Below are 23808 nucleotides of genomic sequence, written 5' to 3'. Positions count from 1 at the left end.
CCCGGCGCGCACGACCGCACGCCAAACACACGCCGCGCCCGTGCGCACGCCCCGCGCCCGGTGCCCCACGACCCGTGCCCTACTTGTCGATGTCCCCCACCACGAAGAACATCGACCCCAGAATCGCGACCATGTCCGCCACCAGCGTCCCCGGCAGCAGCTCCATCAGCGCCTGGATGTTGTTGAACGACGCCGAGCGCAGCTTCAGCCGGTACGGGGTCTTCTCGCCCTTGCTGACGAGGTAGTAGCCGTTGATGCCGAGGGGGTTCTCGGTCCAGGCGTAGGTGTGGCCCTCTGGCGCCTTGAGGACCTTGGGAAGCCGCTGGTTGATCGGTCCCGGCGGCAGCTCGGCGACCCGGTCCAGGCAGGCGTCGGCCAGGTCCAGGGCGTTGTGGGTCTGCTCCAGGAGGCACTCGAAGCGGGCCAGGCAGTCCCCCTCGGTCCGGGTGACCACCCGGAGGGTGTCCTGGAGCTCGCCGTAGGCCAGATACGGCTCGTCGCGGCGCAGGTCGAAGTCGACGCCCGAGGCGCGCGCGATGGGGCCGCTCACGCCGTACGCGTGCACGGCCTCCGGCGCGAGGGTGCCCACGCCCCGGGTGCGCCCGCGGAAGATCTCGTTGCCGAGGACCAGGCCGTCGAAGACGTCCATGCGGGAGCGGACGGCGGAAACGGCGGCACGCGCGCGTACGGTCCAGTCGGCCGGGAGGTCCTCCTTGAGGCCGCCGACGCGGTTGAACATGTAGTGCATGCGCCCGCCGGAGACCTCCTCCATGACGTTCTGGAGCTCCTCGCGCTCGCGGAAGGCATGGAAGACCGGGGTGATCCCGCCCAGCTCCAGCGGGTAGGAGCCGAGGAACATCAGATGGTTGAGCACTCGGTTCAGCTCGGCCAGCAGGGTGCGCGTCCACACCGCGCGGACGGGCACCTCCATGCCGAGCATGCGCTCGACGGCGAGGACCACGCCCAGCTCGTTGGAGAAGGCCGACAGCCAGTCGTGGCGGTTGGCGAGCATGATGATCTGCCGGTAGTCGCGCGCCTCGAAGAGCTTCTCCGCGCCGCGGTGCATGTAGCCGATCACCGGCTCGGCGGAGACGATCCGCTCGCCGTCCAGCACGAGCTTCAGCCGCAGCACGCCGTGCGTGGAGGGGTGCTGGGGGCCGATGTTGAGCACCATGTCGGTACTCTCCGCGGCGCCGCCGATGCCGACCGTGGTCTCCGTCGTAGGAGTCATGGACCCAGTCTCTCGTACGTACGCTGACCTTATGGAGACGGGGAGCCCGGCCGGCGCCGGGGCGACGGAGACCGAACCGGTGTGGGCAGGGCTGCCGCCCGGCCTGCTGCGGATGCGCCGGCTGCTGCTGGTGGTGTGGCTGGGGCTGCTCACGCTCGCCGTGGGCCTGCTGACGGGTCTGCTCGCGGGTCCGGTGTGGGCGGCCTTCGCGCTCCTGCCGCTGGCCGCGACGGCCTGGGGCTGGGTGCTGCTCGGCCGCAACTGGCGCTCCTGGCGGTATGCCGAGCGCGCCGACGACCTGCTGATCAGCCGTGGTGTGCTGTGGCGCGAGGAGACCGTGGTGCCATACGGGCGGATGCAGCTGGTCGAGGTGACCTCGGGGCCCGTCGAGCGGTACTTCGGCCTGGCGAGCGTGCAGCTGCACACCGCGGCCGCGGCCACCGACGCGGCCATCCCTGGCCTCGACCCGGCCGAGGCGGAACGGCTGCGCGACCGGCTCACCGAGCTCGGCGAGGCCCGATCGGCGGGCCTGTGACCACGCCCGGCGCGGCCGGCGCCATACGCTCCGGCAAGGCCGTGGGCGAGCGCCGGCTGCATCCCGTGACGCCGTTCCGGCGGGCGTGGGCGCCGGTCGCGGTGCTCACCGGCTGGGCGGTGCACGACCCGAACCAGGCCCAGGAGCAGCTGACGAAGCTGACCACGACCATGCTCCTGGGCGGACTCGCCGTCCTGGTCACGGCGGGCGCGCTGTACGGCTTCCTGACCTGGTGGTTCACCTACTTCGCGGTGACCGACAGCGAACTGCGCATACGCACCGGCCTGTTGTTCCGGCGCACCGCGCACATCCGGCTGGAGCGGATCCAGGCCGTCGACGTGACCCAGCCGCTCCTCGCGCGCGTGGCGGGCGTCGCCAAGTTGCGCATCGATGTCGTCGGTACCGACAAGAAGGACGAGCTGGCCTTCCTGGGGCAGGGCGAGGCGCGGGCGCTCCGCGCGGAACTCCTGGCGCGCGCCGCCGGATTCGCACCCGAGACGGCGCGCGAAGTCGGCGAGGCTCCGGCGCACGAGCTGATGCGCGTGCCCCCCGGCAAGCTCGCGCTCTCCCTCGTGCTGACGGGCGCCACCTGGGGCTCCCTGGCCGCCGCCCTCGTCGTACCGCCGTTGCTGTGGCTGGCCACGCACAGCGTGTGGACGGTGCTCGCCACCGCCCTGCCGCTGCTCGGCGCGGCGGCCACGACCAGTGTGGGGAGGTTCGTCGGGGAGTACGACTGGACGGTCGGGGAGTCCCCGGACGGGCTGCGTATCGACCACGGGCTGCTCGACCGGACGCACGAGACGGTGCCGCCCGGGCGGGTGCAGACCGTGCGGATCGTGGAGCCGCTGCTGTGGCGGCCGCTGCGCTGGGTGCGGGTGGAGCTGGACGTGGCCGGGTCGGCGAACTCGGTGCTGGTGCCGGTCGCCCCGCGCGCGGTCGCCGAGTCGGTCGTGGCGCGCGTGCTGCCCGGTGTGACGGTGCCCGGTGAGCTGTCGCGGCCGCCCCGGCGGGCCGGCTGGTGCGTGCCGTTGTGGTCGCGCGGGTACGGGCTCGCGGTCACGGACACCGTGTTCGCCGCGCGGCACGGGCTGCTGCGCCGGCGCCTGGCGCTGGTCCCGCACGCCAAGGTCCAGAGCGTGCGGCTGACGCAGGGGCCCTGGGAGCGGCTGTGGCGGCTCGCGGACGTTCATGTGGACACGGGGGCCGACAAGACCGTGACGGCCCGTCTGCGGGACGTGGAGGCGGCCGCCTCGCTGCTGCGGGAGCAGGCCGAGCGGTCCCGGACGGGGCGGCGGTCGGCGCGCCCGGACCGCTGGATGGCCTGAGCACGGCCCGAGAGGGGCGGCGCGACGGCCCTCTGGCGACACGGCGGCCCGAGGGCGGCGCGGCGGCCCGAGGGCGGCGCGGCGGCCCGAGGGCGGGCCGGGGAACGCCTGGGCCGGGGCACCCGGCGGGTGCCCCGGCCCAGGATCGGCGCGGGATTCCGATGATGCTCAGGAGGCGGCGCTGCGCAGGCCCCCGATGTTGATCTGCTCGGTCTCGTCGTGCGCGGTCAGGTCGATGACCTGGCCGACGCCCCGGGTCTCCGGGTCGGCGGGCTTGAACTCGGCCTCGGCCTCCGCCTTGTGGAGCGCGAGCGCCTCCTGGCCGACGACGTCCGCGAGGTCCTCGTTGTGCATGGACTCCAGCCCGCCGGCCGTCGGGTCCTTCTGGGTGCCGAAGAAGTCGAACCCGCCGGTGACCAGCGGACGCGGGATGGGGGCGGCCGGCAGCACGGCCACCGCGGTCGGCACCGTGAAGTGCCCGGTGGGCTTGACGGAGTTGACGGACGGTGCCGTCGTGGTGGGGGCGTCCTGCTCCGCCGGCGCCTGGATGGTGTCCGCCGGCTCGGCGGTGGTGACGGCGGCCGCGCGCGTATGCCCGTCGACCGCCTCGGGCTGCCCCTGTTCCTCGTCCTCCGGTGCGGACTCGCTCTTCGGCGTCTCGAGTGCGGCGGCCGTCTCCGTCGCGCCCTCGGTGCCGGTGTCGGCCTCGGCCGCCGGGGCGTCGCCCTCGTCGAAGCGGGCCAATGCCACCTTGGCCCGCAGGAACAGCTTGGAACCCTCCGGCGAGAAGACCGCGGGAGTCGACTCCTCGACCTCCAGCCCCTCACCTTCCTCGACAACCGCGTCGGGCCCGTCCGCCTCCTCGGCGGTCTGGGCGGCCGGCAGCGCGTTCGACGGCGTGGTGGCCTCGATCTCCAGCAGGCGGCGGCCCTCCAGGGCGCTCGCGCGCTCGGTCTCGGCCGTGGCGTAGCGGCGCAGCAGGGACGCGTGCTCGTTGCGCAGTCCCGCCAGCTCCGCCCGCTTCGCGCGCAGCCGCTGTTCCAGCTTGGCGCGCAGTTCCCGCGACTCCTCGAGGTCGGTCTCCAGCTCGGCGATCCGCTCCTCGTGGCGCCACTCGTCGCTCGCACGCGCGCGTGACAGGTCGGCCACCTGCTTGCCCGCCTCGGTGTCCCAGCGGCGCATCACGGCGGCACCGACGGCCGCGGTCGCCGCGGCTATCGCGGCCAGCGTGCGCAGCGCCGTCGGTTGGGAGAACAACCAGGGGCCCAGCGCGCAGACGAGGGAGACACCGGCGATCGCCGAGGGAGGCAACAGCCTGTGCAAAGGCGGGGAATGACGGTGACGTCCACGTGGCATGGCCAGAAACTTACCGCGCGTAGGCGAATCGTGGTGCCACGGGCCGTAAAAACACGGCGACAACGAAGTCTTCACAGGGCATCGCCGGAGGCCGGGGTCAGTGATCGATCAATCGGCCGCTGATCCACTGGAGCGTCGCGGGGATCTCGCGGCGCCAGGTATTGAAGTTGTGGCCGCCGCTGTCGAGGATGATCGACGAGATCCGGGTCCGGTTCGTGGCCTGCACGCGCGCGATGAATTTCAGCGTGTCCTTGTAGTTGGTTTCTCCGATTTTACTGCTGGTGACCAGCAGGGACGTGGCCGGAGCGGGTTCGTGCCCGAGGAGCCACCAGAGGTTCGCGCGGTCGCGGAGTCTTCCCTCGCCCTGGAAGAGATCACCGGTCGTGGGGTCGACGGGCGCCTTGTAGTACGCGGAGAGGCCTGCGCCGGCCGCGTACACGCCGGGGTGGTGCATCGCGAGCTTGAGCGCGCAGTAGCCGCCGGTCGAGTCGCCGATGATCCCCCAGCTTCCCGGTTTTTTGCCGACCCTGTAGTGCGCGGTCACGGCGTCGGGCAGGTCCTTGGCGAAGAAGGTCTCGGCCTGCGGGCCCCGCGGGACGTCCACGCACTCGGTGTCCCGGGGCGGTGCGACCGTGGGCCGCAGCATCACCAGGATCATCGGCTGCATCCGCCCGTCCTTGGCCAACTGCTGTGCCGTGCGCGGGTAGTGCAGTTTGTCGACGAGCGCCCGCGCGGTCCCCGGGTAGCCGGTGAGGACGACCGCCGCCGGGAACGTGCGGGTGCGGTACTGCGGCTGGAAGTACTCCGGCGGCAGGTACACGTAGGCGGGCGTGGTGATGCGGGTCGTACGGCCGACGATGTCGACCTGCTGGATCTGACCGGCCGTCCCCGGCCGCGAACCGCCCGCGCCGTGCACGCGGGAGGTGGCGACCACCTGGAGCGGACCGCCGCCCGCCGCATGGTCGATGACGACACCCTGGTCCGTCTCCCTGCCGAACAGGTCGGCCCAACTGGCGTAGAAACCGAAAGCCTGGTTGGCCGCTATCCCGAGACACGCGAAGAGCGCCGTCTGGGTGGCCAGCAAAAGACCGACGCGACCGCTGACGGCCCGCCAGTTGCGGCGGGCCAGCCGGGGCCACAGCCACACCGTGCCGATGAACAGGAGTAGGGCGGACAAGACCGCCAATGCCAGTGTTTTATCGCTCGTGAGACCCATGAGGTACTTCCTGCCTGCGCTTTCCCCCGTGGCGACCGCCGCTTTCAGCGAGGCTTGCCCCGGTCTTTCCTTGGCCTTTGACCCGGCTTTCCGATGGGGAGTGAACCTCTCCCCCCAAGACACCGTCCTAGAGGGCGCAATGTCGCCGGATGCCCGAATCGGGCCCGGATTCAAGGTCTCTCGCAGAACTACGGGATGCGATGTCTGTCAGGATAGATGCGGAAATGTCGGGCGGGGTTCCGAGCCGATCAAGCCGGGCGCGGCGCATAGTCCGTGGTCCGCGCCCTGAGGCGGTCCCCGCTCTGGTCGGCAGGGCGTGCGCGGTCGTAGGCGTCCTGGACATCGCCGCGGGTGTGTTCCCGCGCTTCCGGCACAGCCGTATGCACGCCATGGCCGAGGTGCTGCCCGGGTCGATGGGGCCGTTCGCCGCCGCGCTCTCGCTCAGCGCCGGCGTGCTGTTGCTGCTGCTCGCGCACGGGCTCAAGCGGCGCAAGCGCCGGGCGTGGCGGGCCGCGGTCGCGCTCCTGCCGGCCGGCGCGGTGTCGCAGTTCGTGTACCGGCACTCGGTCATCGGAGCCCTGATCTCGCTGGCGCTGTTCGTGCCCCTGGTGCTCCACCGCGACGAGTTCAAGGCACTGCCGGACCCGCGCAGCCGGTGGCGCGCGCTCGCCAACTTCGTGCTCATGAGCGCCGGTTCGCTCGCCCTCGGGCTGGTCATCGTCAGCGCCCACCCGAAGCGCACGATCGGCGACCCGAGCCTTGCCGACCGCATCACGCACGTCCTGTACGGCCTGTTCGGCTTCGAAGGCCCCGTCGACTACGAGGGATCGACCTCCTGGACGGTCGCCTTCTCGCTCGGCGCCCTCGGCCTGATCACCGCGGTCACCACCATCTACCTCGCCTTCCGCCCCGAACACCCCGCCGCGCACCTCACCGAGGAGGACGAGGCCCAGCTGCGCGCACTGCTCGAGAAGCACGGCGCCCGCGACTCCCTCGGCCACTTCGCGCTCCGCCGCGACAAGGCGGTGGTCTTCTCACCCAGCGGCAAGGCGGCGGTCACCTACCGCGTGGTCTCCGGCGTGATGCTCGCCAGCGGCGACCCGATCGGCGACGTCGAGGCCTGGCCCGGCGCCATCGAACGCTTCATGGACGAGGCCAAGGCCCACTCCTGGACCCCCGCCGTGATGGGCTGCTCGGAGACGGGCGGTGAGGTGTGGACCCGGGAGACCGGCCTGGACGCCCTCGAACTGGGCGACGAGGCGGTGGTGGACGTAGCGGATTTCTCGCTCGCCGGACGCGCGATGCGCAACGTGCGCCAGATGGTCAAGCGCATCGAGCGGGCCGGCTACGAAACCCGGGTGCGGCGCATCCGTGACCTCGGCGAGGCCGAGCTGGACCGCATCCGCCGGGCGGCGGAGGACTGGCGCGGCACCGACACCGAGCGCGGCTTCTCGATGGCCCTGGGCCGCATCGGCGACCCCGCCGACGGCGACTGCCTGATCGCCACCGCCCACAAGGCGGACGACCAGCCCGGTCCCTACGGCGACCTCAAGGCGATCCTGCACTTCGTGCCCTGGGGCGCCGACGGTGTCTCCCTCGACCTGATGCGCCGCGACCGCGCGGCCGACCCCGGGATGAACGAACTGCTCATCGTGGCCGCCCTCCAGGCCGCCCCGAAGCTCGGCATCACCCGGGTCTCGCTCAACTTCGCCATGTTCCGCTCGGCGCTCGCGCGGGGCGAGAAGATCGGCGCGGGCCCGGTGCTGCGCGCCTGGCGCGGGCTGCTGGTCTTCCTGTCGCGCTGGTTCCAGATCGAGTCGCTGTACAAGTTCAACGCCAAGTTCCAGCCGCGCTGGGAGCCGCGCTTCGTGGTCTACCGGGCCTCCGGCGACCTCCCGCGGATCGGCCTCGCCGCGATGCAGGCCGAGGGCTTCGTCAATCTCGCCCTCCCGCTGCCGCGCTTCCTGCGCCGCACCACCCCGGCCGCCCGCCCCTGCGCCCACGGCGTCGCCGAACAGGGCATACGAGCGGCCTGACCCGATGACCGGCCCGAGCGGACGCCCCTCCCCCTCCAGCCTGCGGGCTCCGCTCGGGCCCACTCGAAGGCCGCACGGCGGGGCCGCCGTTTCCTGGGCCTACGCTGAACGTATGAGCAACCACAGCGGACGTGGCCAGGTGGCAGGGCTTCCGGCATGGGACCGGTGCGCGGTCATGGGGGTCGTGAACGTCACCCCCGACTCCTTCTCCGACGGCGGCCGCTGGTTCGACACGACGATCGCCGTCAAGCACGGCCTCGACCTCGTCACCGAGGGCGCCGACCTCGTCGACGTCGGCGGTGAGTCCACCCGCCCCGGCGCCACCCGTGTAGACGAGGACGAGGAGCTGCGCCGTGTCATTCCCGTCGTCCGCGGCCTCGCCTCCGAGGGCGTCGTCGTCTCCGTCGACACCATGCGCTCCCGTGTCGCCCAGCAGGCCCTCGCCGCCGGCGCGGCCCTCGTCAACGACGTCAGCGGCGGCCTCGCCGACCCCGACATGATCCCCGTCGTCGCCGAGTCGGGCGCCCCGTTCGTCGTCATGCACTGGCGCGGCTTCCTGGAGGGCGGCAACGTCCGGGGCGTGTACGAGGACGTCGTCGCCGAAGTCCTCGACGAACTGCACGCGCGCGTGGACGCCGTCCTGGCCGGCGGCATCTCCCCCGACCGCATCGTCGTCGACCCCGGCCTCGGCTTCTCCAAGGACTCCGAGCACGACCTGACCCTTCTGGCCCACCTCGACCGGCTGCACGCCCTCGGGCACCCGGTACTCGTCGCCGCCTCCCGCAAGCGGTTCCTCGGCCGGGTCCTGGCCGGGCCCGAGGGGGCGCCCCCGCCGGCCAGGGAGCGCGACGCGGCGACGGCCGCCGTCTCCGCGCTCGCGGCGCACGCCGGCGCGTGGGCAGTGCGCGTGCACGAGGTGCGCGCCACCGCGGACGCGGTACGGGTCGCGCGCGCCATAGAGGGGGCGCGCACGGGACCGGACGCGCCGGGCGCGCACGCCTCACAGGCCTCGCAGCCCGCGAACGCCTCACAACCCGCGCAGGCCTCTCAGACCTCGCAGGCGTCGCAGATCTCGCAGAACCCTCCCCGCCGCGCAGAGGGAGCCCGGTGAGCGCCCCCCACACCGACGTCGAGCAGGTCGAGGCCGCCAACACCGCCTTCTACGAGGCACTGGAGCGCGCCGATTTCGAGGCGGTGTCCGGCCTCTGGCTCACCCCCGCCGACCTGGGCGTCGACGAGGAGTACCACGACCCGGCGGACAGCGGCGTGGTCTCCTGCGTGCACCCGGGCTGGCCGGTGCTGACCGGCCGCGGCGAGGTCCTGCGGTCGTACGCGCTGATCATGGCGAACACCGACTACATCCAGTTCTTCCTCACCGACGTGCATGTCTCCGTCACCGGCGACACCGCCCTGGTGACCTGCACGGAGAACATCCTCAGCGGCGGCCCGGCCCCCGCGGGCGGGCAGGAGCTCGGTCCGCTGGTGGGTCAGCTGGTCGTCGCCACGAACGTGTTCCGGCGCACCCCGGACGGCTGGAAGCTCTGGTCCCACCACGCCTCCCCGGTGCTGTCCGAGACCGACGAGGACGAGGACGACGACACGCCCTCCTGAGCGACCGCGCCGGCCCGCGCGGTCCGCGTGGCGCAAGAAGTGGCTGGAATCACGAACTCGCCGGTAGGTCCGGCTACCGGCCCGTGAGCCGCCGGGTTCTCCAGGGAAAACGCGCGATGAACCCTGGCGGCCCCGGCGCGGGCCGCCGCCCCGTGCCCTGGCTCTGTCAGTGTCCGCAGGTAGATTCGTCTGAGGCCGGTCGATCGCCCGCACATGATGCGACCTCGCCGTTACCGACGATTGCAGGAGTGATTCGCGTGGATCGTGTCGCGCTGCGCGGCCTGAAGGCCCGCGGGCACCACGGTGTCTTCCCCAAGGAGCGCGAGGAGGGCCAGACCTTCCTCGTGGACCTCGTCCTTGGCCTGGACACCCGGCCGGCGGCGGCCGACGACGACCTGACGAAGACCGTGCACTACGGCGTGGTGGCCGAAGAGGTCGTCGCCGTGGTCGAGGGGGAGCCGGTGAACCTGATCGAGACGCTCGCCGAGCGGATCGCGCAGGTCTGCCTCAAGCACGAGGGGGTAAGAGAGGTCGAGGTCCAGGTCCACAAGCCGGACGCGCCCATCTCCGTCCCCTTCGACGACGTCACCGTCACCATCACCCGGAGCCGAGTATGACCGCATCCTCTCTGCGGGGTCCCAGCGACCCGACCGTCCAGCCGGTGCCCGCCTCCGTCGTCGAGCAGGTCGACGCCGCCGACACCACCCTCTCCAACCCCAAACGCGCCGTGGTCGCCCTCGGCTCCAATCTCGGCAACCGCCTGGAGACCCTCCAGGGCGCCATCGACGCCCTGGAGGACACCCCGGGCGTTCGCATCAAGGCCGTGTCGCCGGTGTACGAGACGGAGCCGTGGGGCGTCGAGCCCGGCAGCCAGCCGACGTACTACAACGCGGTCGTGGTGCTGAAGACCACCCTCCCGCCGTCCTCGCTGCTGGAGCGGGCGCACGCGGTGGAGGAGGCGTTCAACCGGGTGCGGGACGAGCACTGGGGCCCGCGCACCCTGGACGTCGACATCGTCGCGTACGCGGACGTCGTCTCCGACGATCCGCAGCTCACCCTTCCGCACCCGCGGGCCCACGAGCGCGCCTTCGTGCTGGCGCCCTGGTACGACGTCGATCCCGAGGCTCAGCTGCCCGGCCGCGGCACGATCGCCGACTTGCTGGCGGTCGTCACCCGGCACGGTGTGGAAGCACGTGCGGACCTGGAACTCCGACTGCCCGAGTAGTCGTTAAGGTCGACACGACCACATCTCTGCGCGGGGGAGCTGAAGGAACACAGTGAAAGAGCTGCGGATCAGGGTGCTGGCCGGCGTGTTCGTCGTGGCCGGGGTGCTGTCGTGGGCGGGAGCCCGCCTGTGGAACTCGGTGGGGACCCTGCCCAGTGTGCCGGTGGCCGCCCCGATCGTCCTCGCCCTGATCGCCGTGGTCCTGCTCGCCACGGCGCTCTCCATGCGCGCCCGCCTCCGGGCCCAGCGCGAGCGTCGCCCGGGCGCCAAGGGAGTCGACCCCCTGATGGCCGCCCGCGCGGTCGTCTTCGGCCAGGCCAGCGCCCTGGTCGCGGCCCTGGTCGCCGGCATGTACGGCGGCACGGGCGTCTTCCTGCTGGAGCTCCTCGACCTCCCCGCCCGCCGCGACCAGGCTCTCTACGCTGCCTTCTCGGTGGTCGCCGGCATCGGTGTGATAGCGGCGGCGATGTTCCTGGAACGGGTGTGCAAGCTCCCGGAGGACGACGACAACCACCACAGCGGGGCCGAGCCCGTCGCCTGAGCCCCGCACGGGGAAGGTCAGCGCGCCAGTATCAGGCTCATCGCCTCGGCGCGGGTCGTGGCGTCCCGGAGCTGGCCGCGGACCGCCGAGGTCGTCGTCTTGGCGCCTGGCTTGCGGATCCCACGGACCGACATGCACATGTGCTCCGCCTCGACGACGACGATCACACCCCGGGCCTCCAGGATCCGCATCAGGGAGTCGGCGATCTGGGTGGTGAGACGTTCCTGCACCTGCAGACGACGGGCGAACACCTCGACCAGGCGCGCGAGCTTGGACAAACCCGTGATCTTGCCGGTCTCCGCCGGGATGTAGCCGACATGGGCGACGCCGTGGAACGGCAGCATGTGGTGCTCGCACAGGCTGACGATCTCGATGTCCTTGACCAGGACCATCTCGTCGTGCCCCAGGTCGAACGTCGTCGTCAGGACCTCTTCGGGCTGCTGGTGGTTCCCGGCCAGCAGCTCGCGGTATGCCCGCGCCACCCGCGCCGGAGTCTCCCGGAGCCCTTCACGGTCGGGGTCCTCGCCTACCGCGATCAGGAGTTCGCGTACGGCGTTCTCGGCGCGTTTCTCGTCGAATTCACCGATGGTGCCCTCGCCGTCCAGGGTCACGGGGTCGGTCATCTGGGTGCCTCGTTCCTTAGGGAGGGCGCCTGTGGGTCACGCGCCTCATCTGCGGGCATACCGAAAAGCCGCGCCCCCCAGGCTAGATCCTGAGGGGCGCGGCATCCATTCCGAGCCAGGCGAGACCGGTGTGAGTCAGCTCTCGGGACGGTCCTCCGGGGCCTTCTCGACCGCCGGGGCGGACTCGGCCGCCGTGGACTTCGCGGTGCTGATCGCCGGTGTCGCGCCGTTCGCCCCGTTGGTCAGTGCGAGCTCCCTGGGGGAGAGCACCGGCGGACGGGTGGACGGCGTACGGCGGGAGGAGCCCGTCCACGCGGGCCGCGCGGGCCGCTTGTGGAGCCCCGCGAAGATCTCGGCGATCTCCTCCTTGCCCAGGGTCTCCTTCTCCAGGAGCTGGAGCACCAGGTTGTCGAGGACGTCGCGGTTCTCGACCAGGATCTCCCAGGCTTCGTTGTGAGCGTTCTCGATGAGCTTCTTGACTTCCTCGTCCACCAGGGCGGCGACCTCTTCCGAGTAGTCGCGCTGGTGGGACATCTCACGGCCGAGGAAGGGCTCGGTGTTGTCGCCGCCGAACTTGATCGCGCCGAGACGCTCGGTCATGCCGTACTGCGTGACCATCGCGCGGGCGGTGGCCGTGGCCTTCTCGATGTCGTTCGCCGCACCGGTGGTCGGGTCGTGGAAGACCAGTTCCTCGGCCGCCCGGCCGCCCATCATGTACGCGAGCTGGTCGAGCATCTCGTTGCGCGTGGTCGAGTACTTGTCCTCGTCCGGCAGCACCATCGTGTAGCCGAGGGCACGACCGCGGGACAAGATCGTGATCTTGTGGACCGGGTCGGAGTTCGGGGAGGCCGCCGCGACCAGGGCGTGGCCGCCCTCGTGGTACGCGGTGGTCTTCTTCTCCTTGTCCGACATGATCCGGGTCCGCTTCTGCGGGCCCGCGACCACACGGTCGATCGCCTCGTCGAGCATCTGGTTGTCGATGAGCTTGCGGTCGCTGCGGGCCGTGAGCAGCGCCGCCTCGTTCAGCACGTTCGACAGGTCCGCGCCGGTGAAGCCCGGCGTGCGGCGGGCGACCGCCGCGAGGTCGACGTCGGGCGCGACCGGCTTGCCCTTCTGGTGGACCTTGAGGATCTCCAGACGGCCCAGCAGGTCCGGCGGGTCGACCGCGATCTGGCGGTCGAAACGGCCCGGGCGCAGCAGCGCCGGGTCGAGGATGTCGGGCCGGTTCGTCGCAGCGATGAGAATCACACCGCCCTTGACGTCGAAGCCGTCCATCTCGACGAGCAGCTGGTTCAGGGTCTGCTCGCGCTCGTCGTGACCGCCGCCGAGGCCGGCGCCGCGATGGCGGCCGACCGCGTCGATCTCGTCGACGAAGACGATCGCCGGGGCGTTCGCCTTGGCCTGCTCGAAGAGGTCGCGGACCCGGGAGGCACCGACACCGACGAACATCTCGACGAAGTCGGAACCGGAGATCGAGTAGAAGGGCACCCCCGCCTCGCCGGCGACGGCGCGCGCGAGCAGCGTCTTGCCGGTGCCGGGACGGCCGTAGAGGAGCACGCCCTTGGGGATCTTGGCGCCGACCGCCTGGAACTTGGCCGGCTCCTGGAGGAATTCCTTGATCTCGTGGAGCTCCTCGACGGCCTCGTCACAGCCCGCGACGTCCGCGAACGTCGTCTTCGGGGTGTCCTTGGTGATGAGCTTCGCCTTGGACTTGCCGAAGTTCATGACCCGGGAGCCGCCGCCCTGCATCTGATTCATCAGGAACAGGAAGACGACCACGATGAGGACGAAGGGGAGCAGGGAGAGCAGGACACCGACGAAAGCGTTCTGCTTGGTCGGCGAGACGGTGTAACCGTCGGGGATCTGCTTGTCCTGGAACTTGGTCTGCAGGGTGTTGGCGATGGTCACGCCCTGGTCGCCGATGTAGCTCGCCTGGATCTTCGAGCTGCCGTCGACCTTCTCGCCGTTCTTGAGCGTGACCTTGATGGTCTGCTCGTCACCGGTGGTCAGCTTCGCCGATTCCACCTTGTTGTTGTTGATCGCCGCCACGACTTGGCCGGTGTCTACCGTCTTGTAGCCGCCGGACGAGCCGACGACCTGCATCAACACGACCACGGCAAGGACGGCCAGCACGATCCACATGACCGGCCCACGGAAGTATCGCTTCACGTCCATCCATACGGAGCGTGTCGCCCCGTCCCTCCTGCCATAGTGAGTTTGATAAGACAGTTCTTCTGACGGTACCCCAGCACGAGTGCCCAAAGCCGCACGGAGCGGCTCGGACGGCTGGCAAACCCGTCTCTGCATGCTCCAACGGCGAGAAACCCGCTGGGGTTCCCGATCGTCTTACGCAAGTGGACCCTCCGGCGTATCAACCGGGGTTCAGCCGCCGTAGACGTGAGGCGCGAGCGTACCGACGAATGGAAGATTGCGGTACTTCTCGGCGTAGTCGAGGCCGTAGCCGACGACGAACTCGTTGGGAATGTCGAACCCGACCCACTCGACGTCGATGGCCACCTTGGCCGCGTCCGGCTTGCGCAGCAGGGTGCAGATCTTCAGGGTCTCGGGCTCGCGGGAGCCGAGGTTGTTGATCAGCCAGGACAGGGTCAGTCCGGAGTCGATGATGTCCTCGACGATCAGGACGTGCCGGCCCTTGATGTCGGTGTCGAGGTCCTTGAGGATCCGCACCACACCGGAGGACTGGGTGCCCGCGCCGTAGGAGGACACGGCCATCCAGTCCATGGTGACGGGGGTGGACAGCGCCCGGGCGAGGTCTGCCATGACCATCACGGCGCCCTTGAGGACGCCGACGATGAGCAGGTCCTTGCCCGCGTACTCCGCGTCGATCTTCGCGGCCAGCTCGGCCAGCTTCGCGTCGATCTCTTCCTTGGTGATGAGTACCCGTTGGAGGTCGGCACCCATGTCTTTCGCGTCCACCCGCATCACTTTCGGTCGTCCCACCGGCGGAGCCCGGACCCCGGGGGGTACGGAATCAGCCTTGCCGGATCACCAGTCTGCCACCCTGGCGCTGGGCCACGACCTTGCCGGGGAGATTGATGGCTCCCTGGCCGCGCCAGCCGGTGATCAGCCGGTCGACTTCCTCGATGTGCCGGGCGAAGAGCGAACCGGCCGGTGCGCCCGCCTCGATGGCCGCGCGGCGCAGGATCCGGCGGCGGACGGCGGGTGGCAGGGCGTAGAGCTTGGCGCATTCCAGCAGACCCGCGGCGTCCCGTACGGAGGCCTCCGCCTGGCTGGCCCAGGTATCCAGGGCGTCGGCGTCGTCACGGGAGAGCTGGGCGGTACGGGCGAGGGCCTCGACGACACCCTTGCCCAGGGCTTTCTCCAGGGCGGGCAGGCCCTCGTGACGGAGCCGGGAGCGGGTGTAGGCCGGGTCCGCGTTGTGCGGGTCGTCCCAGACCGGCAGGGACTGGACCATGCAGGCCTTGCGGGCGGTCTGCCGGTCCAGCTGGAGGAACGGGCGGCGGTAACGGCCGTCGGCCCCCGAGACCGCGGCCATTCCGGACAGGGAGCGAATGCCCGAGCCGCGGGCGAGGCCGAGCAGGACGGTTTCGGCCTGGTCGTCTCTGGTGTGGCCGAGCAGGACCGCGGTGGCGCCGTGCCGCTCGGCGGCGGCGTCCAGGGCGGCGTAGCGGGCGTCCCGGGCGGCTGCCTCGGGCCCGCCGTCGCGGCCGACGGTCACGGTGATCGACTCGGCCGGATGCAGGCCGAGTTCACGCAGCCGCAGGACGACCTCTTCGGCCCGCAGGTCGGAGCCGGGCTGCAGGCCGTGGTCGACGGTGATGCCGCCCGCGCGGACGCCGAGTTTGGGGGCCTCGAAGGCGAGGGCGGAGGCGAGCGCCATCGAGTCGGCGCCTCCGGAGCACGCCACGAGGACGAGCGGGGAGGGGGGCCGCTCGTTCGGTGACTGTTCCGGGATGTCTCCGACGGGGCGCGTCAGGCGCGCGACGATGCGCCCACCGGCGCGCTCACCGGTGGTACGGCTGCATCGGCTGGTGTCGGTGAGGATGTCGTGGAGGACGCGGCGGACCGCCAGGCGTATCGCCGCGACCGCAGGATGGGGACCCATGTCCGGTTCCCTTCATGAAGTTTTCGGGGGGTGAACCCGAGATCGGTCACTCAGAGTGTGTCGATGGTGACAGAAACGGGCCGTTCCCCGAGCATCGCACGCCTACCCATCGCTCACGGTCCCTCGGACGGGTGATTGGAGGGGCGTTCGCCTGCCGTGGGCAGGATCCGATTCACCACACCTGCGTCGGTTCACGACTCGGCCTTGCGATGCACCCGTGCGACCCAGTCCGCCGGTTTGGCGATCTCGGCCTTGGTCGGCAGCGTGTTCGGGGAGGTCCACACCCGGTTGAAGCCGTCCATGCCGACCTGTTCGACGACGGCCCGCACGAACCTCTCGCCGTCCCGGTACTGCCGGAGTTTGGCATCCAGGCCGAGCAGCTTGCGCAAAGTCATGTCCAGCCGGGAGGCACCCTTGGCACGCCGCTGCTGGAACTTCTCGCGGATCTCGGCGACGGTCGGTACGACCGCCGGTCCGACCCCGTCCATGACGAAGTCGGCATGGCCCTCCAGGAGGGACATGACGGCGGTGAGCCGGCCGAGGATCTCGCGCTGGGCCGGGGTCTGCACGAGTTCGACGAACGACCGCCCGCCGTCGTCCTCCTCGGCCTCGGGGCGGCTCCCGGCGAGCGACTGGGCGGCGTCCCGGACGCGTTCGAGGACGGTCATCGGGTCGACGTCGGTCTCCGACAGGAACGCCTGGATCTCGCCCTCGAGATGGGCGCGCAGCCAGGGCACCGCCGAGAACTGGGTGCGGTGCGTCTCCTCGTGCAGGCACACCCACAGACGGAAGTCATGGGGCTGTACGTCGAGTTCGCGCTCCACGTGGACGATGTTCGGGGCGACGAGCAGCAGCCGTCCGCCGCCGTGCTCGTCCGCCGGGAGGTCGCGGGAGGCGGGGGCGAAGGTCTCGTACTGACCGAGCACCCGGGACGACAGGAACGACAGCAGCATGCCGAGTTCCACTCCGGTGACCTTGCCGCCGACCGCGCCCAGGACCGCGCCGCCCGGGCTGCCGGACCGCCGCTCCTGCATCTTGTCCAGCAGCGGCTTGAGGAGTTCACGGAACCCGGCGACGTTCGCCTTCACCCAGCCCGGGCGGTCCACCACCAGGACGGGGGTGTCGTGGATGTCGTCGTTGCCCATACGAGTGAAGCCCCGGACGTGTTCCTCCGAGGCCTTCGCGTGCCGCCGCAGCTCCGCGACGATGGCCCGGGCCTCGTCGCGGCTCACCTCGGGGCCCGGCCGCACGAGCCGGGTCGCGGTCGCCACCGCGAGATTCCAGTCGACCATCCCAGAAGAAGCAGCGCCACCGATGCTCGTCATGCGTCAACCGTACGTTAGTGCTCCCACTTGGGGCAGGCCGTGGAGGTTGGTGGAGGTGCGGCTGTTTTGTGCAGTGGGCGGGGTTGGTGGTGCCTGCGTCGGCCGAGGCGGGCGGTCCGCCGCAGACGCGGAGCTCGGTGGTTCACAGGCCCGCCAACGCCGTCGCCGTCCGGTCCAGTGCGTCCTGGGCCTCCTGCGGACTCGTCGTGCCCGCCGCGAGGAAGGCGAACGCCAGCAGGCGGCCGTCCTTGTCGACGAGTGTGCCCGCCAGGGTGTTGACCCCGGTCAGGGTGCCGGTCTTGGCACGTACGACGCCTGCTGCGCCGTCCGTGTAACGCGTGCTCAGGGTGCCCGTGAAGCCGGCCACGGGCAGGCCGGTGAGGACCGCGCGCAGGTCCGGCCGGTCCGCGTCGGCGGCCTTGACGAGCAGGGCCGTGAGCAGGTTCGCCGTCAGCCGGTCGTCACGGTTCAGGCCGCTGCCGTCGTGGAAGGAGGCACCGGTCATCGGCAGTCCCAGCTTGGCGAGTTGGGCGTCGATCGCGGCCGCTCCCCCGTCGAAGCTGGCCAGCTTGCCGCTCGCGAGCGCGGTCTGGCGGGCCAGGGCCTCGGCGATGTCGTTGTCGCTGTTGGTCAGCATGCGCTCGACGATCGCGGACAGCGGCGGCGAGGAGACGGTGGCGAGGGTGTCGGCCCGGCTGCTCGCCTTGGAGGTGCCTGGCGACGAGGTCTTGATGCCGGCGTCGGTCAGGAAGCCGGCGAACTTGCGTGCCGCGTCGGCCGCCGGGTCGCTCACCCGGATCGCCGGGCCGTTGGTGGAGGCGCCGGTGCGGGCCTCGTCGACCATGAGGGGGCTCACGCGCGCGAGGTTGTCGTTGACGCCGATCGGGTGCAGGTCGGGGCCGCTGTAGAGCGTGGTGTCGTACGAGAGCGTGATCTGTTTGATGCCCCGCGCGGTCAGCGATCTCGCCGTCTCGGTGGCGAGGGTGCGCAAACTGGCCCAGCCGCCCGTGTCCTTGCGGGCGGTCAGGGTGGGGTCGCCGCCGCCGACCAGGACGACCTCCCTGGTGCCGGGTTCGAGGGCCACGCGCGTGGTGATGCGGTGGTCGGGGCCGAGCGCGGAGAGGGCGGCGACGGCGGTGGCGATCTTGGTGGTGGAGGCGGGGGTGAGGGCGGTGTCGGCGCCGGCGCCATAGAGGCGCGCACCGGTGGCCACGTCGACGACCACGGCGGTGCGGGTGCCGCCGAGCGCCGAGGCGTCCAGAAGGGGCCCCAGGAGGTCCGTGACGGCCGTTCCGGCGATTCCGGCGGGCTCCCCGCTCGGCGCCGACTTCACGGTGTTCATGGCGGCGCCCAGGCCCGTCAGGACGGATCCGGCGCTGGGCGCGGGGGTGGGTTCTCCCGCGGCGATGCCGGAACCGTGGTCTGCGCCACCCGTGTGTTCCAGGGCGGCGGCGCGGTTCCGCTCGGCCGTACGCTGACCGTCGGCGTCCCAGGGGCCCGCCGCGGTCACCGCACCGGCGGCCAGCGCGAGCCCGGCCGTGGCGGCGCCCGCGGTGTACTGCCAGGTCCTGAAGGTCCGAGGACGAGGGGGGCGGACCAGGGTGGCCGGACCGGGTCCGGTCGCGCGCCCGATGCGCGCCAACTGCGGTCCCACTGCCCGCGTCAACCGCGTGAACTGCGGTTTCGTGGCGGTCACCACGCGTACCAGACGCGGTCGCACGGCATCCGCGATCGTCCGCACACGCGGTTTCGCGGACTGCCAAGGCCTCAGCTCTGGCACGACCACCAGCCCCTTTCGCGATCACACACCTGCGTGAGGGACACTTAACCACCAGAACTATGTGTTGATCATGGAGGAGTCACCGGTGGAGTTCGACGTCACGATCGAGATCCCGAAGGGTTCGCGGAACAAGTACGAGGTGGACCACGAGACCGGTCGGATCCGCCTGGACCGTCGTCTCTTCACCTCGACCGCCTACCCGACCGACTACGGCTTCGTCGAGAACACCCTCGGCGAGGACGGCGACCCGCTGGACGCGCTGGTCATTCTCGACGAGCCGACGTTCCCGGGCTGCCTCATCAAGTGCCGCGCGATCGGCATGTTCCGGATGACCGACGAGGCCGGCGGCGACGACAAGCTGCTGTGCGTCCCGGCCACCGACCCGCGCGTGGAGCACCTGCGCGACATCCACCACGTGTCGGAGTTCGACCGCCTGGAGATCCAGCACTTCTTCGAGGTCTACAAGGACCTGGAGCCCGGCAAGTCCGTCGAGGGCGCCAACTGGGTGGGCCGCACCGACGCCGAGGTGGAGATCGAGCGGTCGTACAAGCGCTTCAAGGAGCACGGCGGTCACTGATCCAGTCCGCGCACGGGAAACGGGCCGCACGCACGCGTGAGGCCCGTTTTTCGTGTCGGCCGGCTCGCGCGGGCAGGTTTTTGGTGGCCGCTGTGTGGTCACGCGCATACTGAGGCGTACGTGAAGTTGTCGCTAATGGGAGCGTTACTACGGTGACGGAGGAGGAGGACCGCAAGCCCCGGTCGGACGAGGCGCGGTACGACCCGGAGATCACGTCCGAGTTCGCCGTTCCGGCGGGCATCGCGGTCCCGGAGGCCGGCGTCGAGCCCGAGACCACGTCCGAGTTCGTGGTGCCGGAGGGGCTGGCGACGCCACAGCCGGTGACCGGCGAGCCGGAGGGCTCGGCGTTCAGCATGCCGAGCACCTACAGCGCCCTGGACGCCCCGCCCGCCTTCACACCCGCCTCCGGATTCCCCGCGGTCAATCTCGTCAAGGACGCGCCCTGGCAGGACCGGATGCGCACGATGCTGCGCATGCCGGTGACCGAGCGGCCGGCGCCGGAGCCGGTGCAGAAGGCCGAGGAGGGCGGGCCGGCCGTTCCCCGTGTGCTCGACCTGACGCTGCGTATCGGGGAGTTGCTGCTGGCGGGCGGCGAGGGCGCGGAGGACGTGGAGGCCGCGATGTTCGCGGTCTGCCGGTCGTACGGACTCGACCGGTGCGAGCCGAACGTCACCTTCACGCTGCTGGCGATCTCCTACCAGCCCTCCCTCGTCGAGGACCCGGTGACGGCGTCCCGGACGGTACGGCGGCGCGGGACCGACTACACGCGTCTGGCCGCCGTCTTCCGGCTCGTGGACGACCTCACCGACCCCGAGACCCATGTCTCCCTGGAGGAGGCCTACCGGCGGCTCGCGGAGATCCGCCGCAACCGGCACCCGTACCCCGGCTGGGCGCTGACCGGCGCGAGCGGACTGCTCGCCGGGGCTGCCTCGGTGCTCGTCGGCGGTGACTACCTGGTGTTCGTGGCGGCCGCGATCGGCGCGATGCTCGGCGACCGGCTGGCGTGGCTGTGCGCGGGGCGGGGGCTGCCGGAGTTCTACCAGTTCATGATCGCCGCGATGCCGCCGGCCGCGATCGGGGTGGCGTTCGCGCTCGCTCACATCGATGTCGCGGCGTCCGCCGTCGTCACCGGTGGACTGTTCGCGCTGCTGCCCGGGCGGGCCCTCGTCGCGGGCGTCCAGGACGGGCTCACCGGCTTCTACATCACCGCCTCCGCGCGCCTGCTGGAGGTCATGTACTTCTTCGTCGGCATCGTCATCGGGGTGCTGACGGTCCTGTACTTCGGCGTGAAGCTGGGCGGCCGGCTCAACCCCGACACGGCGCTGACCACCTCCGATCGGCCGCTGCTGCAGATCACCGCGTCGATGGTGCTGTCCCTGACCTTCGCGGTGCTGCTCCAGCAGGAACGGTCCACCGTGCTGGCCGTGACCCTCAACGGCGGGGTGGCGTGGTGCGTCTACGGCGCGATGCACTACGCCGGGGGGATCTCGCCGGTCGCCTCCACGGCCGCGGCGGCCGGGCTGGTGGGGCTGTTCGGGCAGTTGCTGTCGCGGTACCGGTTCGCTTCCGCGCTGCCGTACACGACCGCGGCGATCGGGCCGTTGCTGCCGGGGTCGGCGACCTACTTCGGGCTGCTGTCGATGGCCCAGAACGAGGTCGACAAGGGGCTGGTGTCGCTGGCCAAGGCGGCGTCGCTCGCCATGGCCATCGCCATCGGGGTCAATCTGGGGTCGGAGATCTCGCGGCTGGGGCTGCGGGTCGGTTCGGCGGGGAAGCGGCGGGCCGCGAAGCGGACGCGGGGGTTCTGAGAGCCGTCAGCGGGGGCCGACAGCAGGGGCCGATGTGGTGCGTCGGCGGGTGCGGGTGCGTTGTGGCTTGTCGCGCCCGCGGCGGCAGCCGCATATCGATACAGCCCCGCGCCCCCAAGAGGCGCGTTGCCTCACGGCGCTCGGTAGTGGTCCTCGTTGTACGGGTTCTGCTGCCGTTCGTAGCCGTTCTGGCTGTAGTCGGGCTCGCCGTAGTACGGCTGCTGCTGGTAGGGCTGCTGGGGCTGGCCGTACTGCTGCTGAGGCTGCTGCTGGCCGTACTGCTGCTGGGGCTGAGGCTGCTGGGGCTGGCCGTACTGCTGCTGCGGAGGCTGCTGCTGGCCGTATTGCTGCTGGGGCTGCGGCTGCTGCTGGCCGTACTGCTGCTCAGGGTACGTCGCGGCGATCCTGCGGAGCTGGGTCGTCGCGTCGTCCATCATCGGCGGGGCGGGGTGCTGCTGGAGCGGCTGCTCCGCCGGCGTCGCCTTCTTGCTCTTCGCGCGGGCCCGCAGGAACTCGATGATGATCGGGATCACCGAGACGAGGACGATCAGGATCAGGATCGCCTCGATGTTGTTCTTGACGACGTCGATCTTGCCGAGCCAGGAGCCGAGCAGGGTGACACCGGCGCCCCAGAGGACACCGCCGATGACGTTGAACACCAGGAACGAGCGGTAGGCCATGCCGCTGACGCCGGCGATGATCGGCGTGAACGTGCGGATCACCGGCACGAAGCGGGCCAGGATCAGGGACTTCGGGCCGTGCTTCTCGAAGAACTCGTGCGCCTTCTCGACGTTCTCCCGCTTGAAGAGACGGGAGTTCGGCCGGTTGAAGAGCGACGGGCCGACCTTCTTGCCGAACATGTAGCCCGCCTGGTCGCCGAGGATCGCGGCGACGCAGATCAGGGCGATGGCGCCCCACAGGGGGAAGTTCAGCTGATTCGAGGTGATCAGCAGGCCGCAGGTGAACAGGAGGGAGTCACCCGGCAGGAAGAAGCCGATCAGCAGGCCGGACTCGGCGAAGACCACCAGGAGCAGGCCCCAGATGCCGAACGAGTCGAGAAGTTGGTTCGGATCCATCCAGCTCGGGCCGAGGGCTTGCGTCATCACGGTTCCGGGCTCCTGTGGGGTGAAGGCACTGCGGGTTCCTTGTGCGGCCGCACAAAGCTATCAACGCAATGTGTCCACCCCAGGTTCCACCGGTGGATCCAGGATGCACTGTGCGCCCCCTGGGGAATAGCTGTGGACATGGGTATCGAAGAATTCGGCGGCGGTCAGGGGCCCCAGCCCGATGTGCTGGTGGTCACAACGAACGACGTTCCCGGGTACCGGGTGCGGGAGGTCATCGGCGAGGTCTTCGGGCTGACCGTGCGCTCCCGGCACCTGGGCAGTCAGATCGGCGCGGGTCTGAAGTCGATGATCGGCGGTGAGCTGAAGGGGCTGACGAAGACGCTCGTCCAGACCCGCACGCAGGCGATGGAACGGCTGGTGGAACAGGCACGCGCGCGTGGCGCCAACGCCGTGCTGGCCTTCCGGTTCGATGTGACCGAGGCGGCCGACGCGGGGACCGAGGTGTGCGCGTACGGCACGGCCGTCGTCGTCGACAAACTCGACAAGGCCTAGCTAGACAGGCGCAGAAAGACAGAAGGCGGGCACAGACGGGCACAGACAACCTCCGGGTCACGTCGTGTGCCGCGCCGCGTTCGCCTCGATCGCCCCCTTCAGGTGTTCGGCCAGGCCCGGGGCCATCGAGTCGTAGAACGCCTTGAAGCGCTCGTCGGACACGTACATCCCGGCGAGACAGCGGTGCATCTCGTACGGGCAGTCGTAGAACCAGGCCGAGATGTGCCGCCGGTGTTCCTCGGCCATGTCCATGGCCCGTGCGCCGGTCGGCGGCTCGGCCTGGTTCACCAGGGCGGCGTAACGCTCGCCCCAGTCGTCGACCTCGGCCTTCATGCGCTGCCAGTCGGCCTTGGTGTAGCGGGCGGCCCGGCGCTGCGACTCGGCGTAGGCGTCGGTGCCGCCCCAGCGCTGTTCGGCCTCCTCGGCGTACTGCTCGGGGTCCTTGTCGCCGAATACCTCGAAGCGTTCCTCGGGCGTGAGGTTGATGCCCATTCTGCGTGCCTCCATGGCGTGCTCCACGGCCGCGGCCATCTTCCGCAGCTGCTCGATCCGGGCGGTCAGCAGTTCGTGCCGGCGGCGCAGCTGCGCGCGCGGGTCCGCGTCCGGATCGTCGAGCAGCGCCGCGACCTCGTCGAGCGGGAAGCCGAGCTCCCGGTAGAACAGGATCCGCTGCAGCCGGTCGAGGTCGGTGTCGCCGTAACGCCGGTGTCCGGCGGGGCTGCGCTCGCCCGGGACCAGCAGGCCGATCTCGTCGTAGTGGTGCAGGGTACGCACGGTGACGCCGGCGAATCCGGCGACCTGTCCTACGGAGTAGCTCACTTCCGCTCCTTTCCGTGCTCCACCTTGGGTCCTCACGTCACGTGAGGTGCAAGTCCTTTGGGTTCGGGGCCGCACGGCGCCCGTTTCCCTCAGG

Annotated in this window: 22 protein-coding genes; 11 read left to right on the top strand and 11 right to left on the bottom strand. The window is 70.8% G+C overall.

Annotated elements, in window-relative coordinates; all coding sequences use genetic code 11:
* Positions 1-79 precede the first annotated feature (79 nt).
* Positions 80-1231, bottom strand: coding sequence for an NADH-quinone oxidoreductase subunit D (locus tag AB0D59_RS39720; RefSeq protein WP_362575976.1), 1152 nt, complete (start codon positions 1229-1231; stop codon positions 80-82).
* Between the two features lie 31 nt (positions 1232-1262).
* Between AB0D59_RS39720 and AB0D59_RS39715 the strand changes: the two genes are divergently transcribed.
* Positions 1263-1766, top strand: coding sequence for a PH domain-containing protein (locus AB0D59_RS39715; RefSeq protein WP_362575975.1), 504 nt, complete (start codon positions 1263-1265; stop codon positions 1764-1766).
* A complete protein-coding gene (locus AB0D59_RS39710) occupies positions 1763-3091 on the top strand; it encodes a PH domain-containing protein (protein ID WP_362575973.1) in 1329 nt (442 codons plus the stop codon). The genes AB0D59_RS39715 and AB0D59_RS39710 overlap by 4 nt, the downstream gene beginning before the upstream one ends.
* A gap of 168 nt (positions 3092-3259) precedes the next feature.
* Here AB0D59_RS39710 and AB0D59_RS39705 read toward each other — a convergent pair whose 3' ends face one another.
* Both AB0D59_RS39705 and AB0D59_RS39700 read right to left on the bottom strand, forming a co-directional pair.
* Positions 3260-4447 carry a hypothetical protein gene (locus tag AB0D59_RS39705; protein WP_362575971.1) on the bottom strand — a complete coding sequence of 396 codons (1188 nt, stop codon included), beginning with the start codon at positions 4445-4447 and terminating at the stop codon, positions 3260-3262.
* Positions 4448-4544: 97 nt separating this feature from the next.
* Positions 4545-5663, bottom strand: a complete 1119-nt coding sequence (locus AB0D59_RS39700; RefSeq protein WP_362575969.1) for an alpha/beta hydrolase-fold protein — start codon at positions 5661-5663, stop codon at positions 4545-4547.
* Positions 5664-5887: 224 nt separating this feature from the next.
* Between AB0D59_RS39700 and AB0D59_RS39695 the strand changes: the two genes are divergently transcribed.
* The 6 genes from AB0D59_RS39695 to AB0D59_RS39670 all read left to right on the top strand — a co-directional run bounded on the left by AB0D59_RS39695 (position 5888) and on the right by AB0D59_RS39670 (position 11076).
* Positions 5888-7699, top strand: a complete 1812-nt coding sequence (locus AB0D59_RS39695; protein WP_362575967.1) for a phosphatidylglycerol lysyltransferase domain-containing protein — start codon at positions 5888-5890, stop codon at positions 7697-7699.
* Between the two features lie 112 nt (positions 7700-7811).
* On the top strand, positions 7812-8810 hold the full coding sequence (folP, locus tag AB0D59_RS39690) for a dihydropteroate synthase (RefSeq protein WP_362575965.1): 999 nt from the start codon (positions 7812-7814) through the stop codon (positions 8808-8810).
* On the top strand, positions 8807-9310 hold the full coding sequence (locus tag AB0D59_RS39685; RefSeq protein WP_362575963.1) for a nuclear transport factor 2 family protein: 504 nt from the start codon (positions 8807-8809) through the stop codon (positions 9308-9310). Before folP ends, AB0D59_RS39685 begins: the two co-directional genes overlap by 4 nt.
* A 257-nt stretch (positions 9311-9567) precedes the next feature.
* Entirely contained in the window at positions 9568-9927 is a 360-nt protein-coding gene (folB, locus tag AB0D59_RS39680) for a dihydroneopterin aldolase (RefSeq protein ID WP_351712124.1), read from the top strand.
* Entirely contained in the window at positions 9924-10535 is a 612-nt protein-coding gene (folK, locus tag AB0D59_RS39675; protein WP_362575961.1) for a 2-amino-4-hydroxy-6-hydroxymethyldihydropteridine diphosphokinase, read from the top strand. The genes folB and folK overlap by 4 nt, the downstream gene beginning before the upstream one ends.
* A gap of 52 nt (positions 10536-10587) precedes the next feature.
* Complete coding sequence (locus tag AB0D59_RS39670) at positions 10588-11076, top strand: DUF3180 domain-containing protein (RefSeq protein WP_362575959.1); 489 nt, start codon at positions 10588-10590, stop codon at positions 11074-11076.
* Between the two features lie 17 nt (positions 11077-11093).
* Here the strand turns inward: AB0D59_RS39670 and folE are convergent, their stop codons facing one another.
* The 6 genes from folE to dacB form a co-directional block, all read right to left on the bottom strand.
* On the bottom strand, positions 11094-11699 hold the full coding sequence (gene folE, locus AB0D59_RS39665) for a GTP cyclohydrolase I FolE (RefSeq protein WP_362575957.1): 606 nt from the start codon (positions 11697-11699) through the stop codon (positions 11094-11096).
* 135 nt (positions 11700-11834) lie between these two features.
* Complete coding sequence (gene ftsH, locus AB0D59_RS39660; protein WP_362575955.1) at positions 11835-13874, bottom strand: ATP-dependent zinc metalloprotease FtsH; 2040 nt, start codon at positions 13872-13874, stop codon at positions 11835-11837.
* 207 nt (positions 13875-14081) lie between these two features.
* Positions 14082-14642 carry a hypoxanthine phosphoribosyltransferase gene (gene hpt / locus AB0D59_RS39655; protein ID WP_351747268.1) on the bottom strand — a complete coding sequence of 187 codons (561 nt, stop codon included), beginning with the start codon at positions 14640-14642 and terminating at the stop codon, positions 14082-14084.
* A 49-nt stretch (positions 14643-14691) separates the two neighbouring features.
* Positions 14692-15786, bottom strand: coding sequence for a tRNA lysidine(34) synthetase TilS (gene tilS / locus AB0D59_RS39650; RefSeq protein ID WP_362575953.1), 1095 nt, complete (start codon positions 15784-15786; stop codon positions 14692-14694).
* A 191-nt stretch (positions 15787-15977) separates the two neighbouring features.
* Entirely contained in the window at positions 15978-17111 is a 1134-nt protein-coding gene (locus AB0D59_RS39645; protein WP_362575951.1) for a zinc-dependent metalloprotease, read from the bottom strand.
* Positions 17112-17253: 142 nt separating this feature from the next.
* A complete protein-coding gene (dacB, locus tag AB0D59_RS39640) occupies positions 17254-18852 on the bottom strand; it encodes a D-alanyl-D-alanine carboxypeptidase/D-alanyl-D-alanine-endopeptidase (RefSeq protein ID WP_362575949.1) in 1599 nt (532 codons plus the stop codon).
* A 124-nt stretch (positions 18853-18976) separates the two neighbouring features.
* On the opposite strand from dacB, the gene AB0D59_RS39635 reads away from it, so the two are divergent.
* Positions 18977-19468 carry an inorganic diphosphatase gene (locus tag AB0D59_RS39635; protein WP_362575947.1) on the top strand — a complete coding sequence of 164 codons (492 nt, stop codon included), beginning with the start codon at positions 18977-18979 and terminating at the stop codon, positions 19466-19468.
* 152 nt (positions 19469-19620) lie between these two features.
* Positions 19621-21276 (top strand): threonine/serine exporter family protein, encoded by a 1656-nt coding sequence (locus AB0D59_RS39630; protein WP_362575945.1) that lies wholly within the window; start codon positions 19621-19623, stop codon positions 21274-21276.
* 131 nt (positions 21277-21407) lie between these two features.
* Here the strand turns inward: AB0D59_RS39630 and AB0D59_RS39625 are convergent, their stop codons facing one another.
* On the bottom strand, positions 21408-22382 hold the full coding sequence (locus AB0D59_RS39625) for a VTT domain-containing protein (protein ID WP_362575943.1): 975 nt from the start codon (positions 22380-22382) through the stop codon (positions 21408-21410).
* A gap of 138 nt (positions 22383-22520) precedes the next feature.
* On the opposite strand from AB0D59_RS39625, the gene AB0D59_RS39620 reads away from it, so the two are divergent.
* On the top strand, positions 22521-22895 hold the full coding sequence (locus AB0D59_RS39620) for a YbjQ family protein (RefSeq protein ID WP_362575941.1): 375 nt from the start codon (positions 22521-22523) through the stop codon (positions 22893-22895).
* A 57-nt stretch (positions 22896-22952) separates the two neighbouring features.
* Here the strand turns inward: AB0D59_RS39620 and AB0D59_RS39615 are convergent, their stop codons facing one another.
* On the bottom strand, positions 22953-23714 hold the full coding sequence (locus AB0D59_RS39615) for a MerR family transcriptional regulator (RefSeq protein WP_362575939.1): 762 nt from the start codon (positions 23712-23714) through the stop codon (positions 22953-22955).
* Between the last annotated feature and the right edge of the window lie 94 nt (positions 23715-23808).

It is taken from the genome of Streptomyces sp. NPDC048417, from assembly GCF_040651615.1.
Lineage (GTDB): Bacteria > Actinomycetota > Actinomycetes > Streptomycetales > Streptomycetaceae > Streptomyces.
This window is presented reverse-complemented; position numbering and strand designations above follow the sequence as displayed.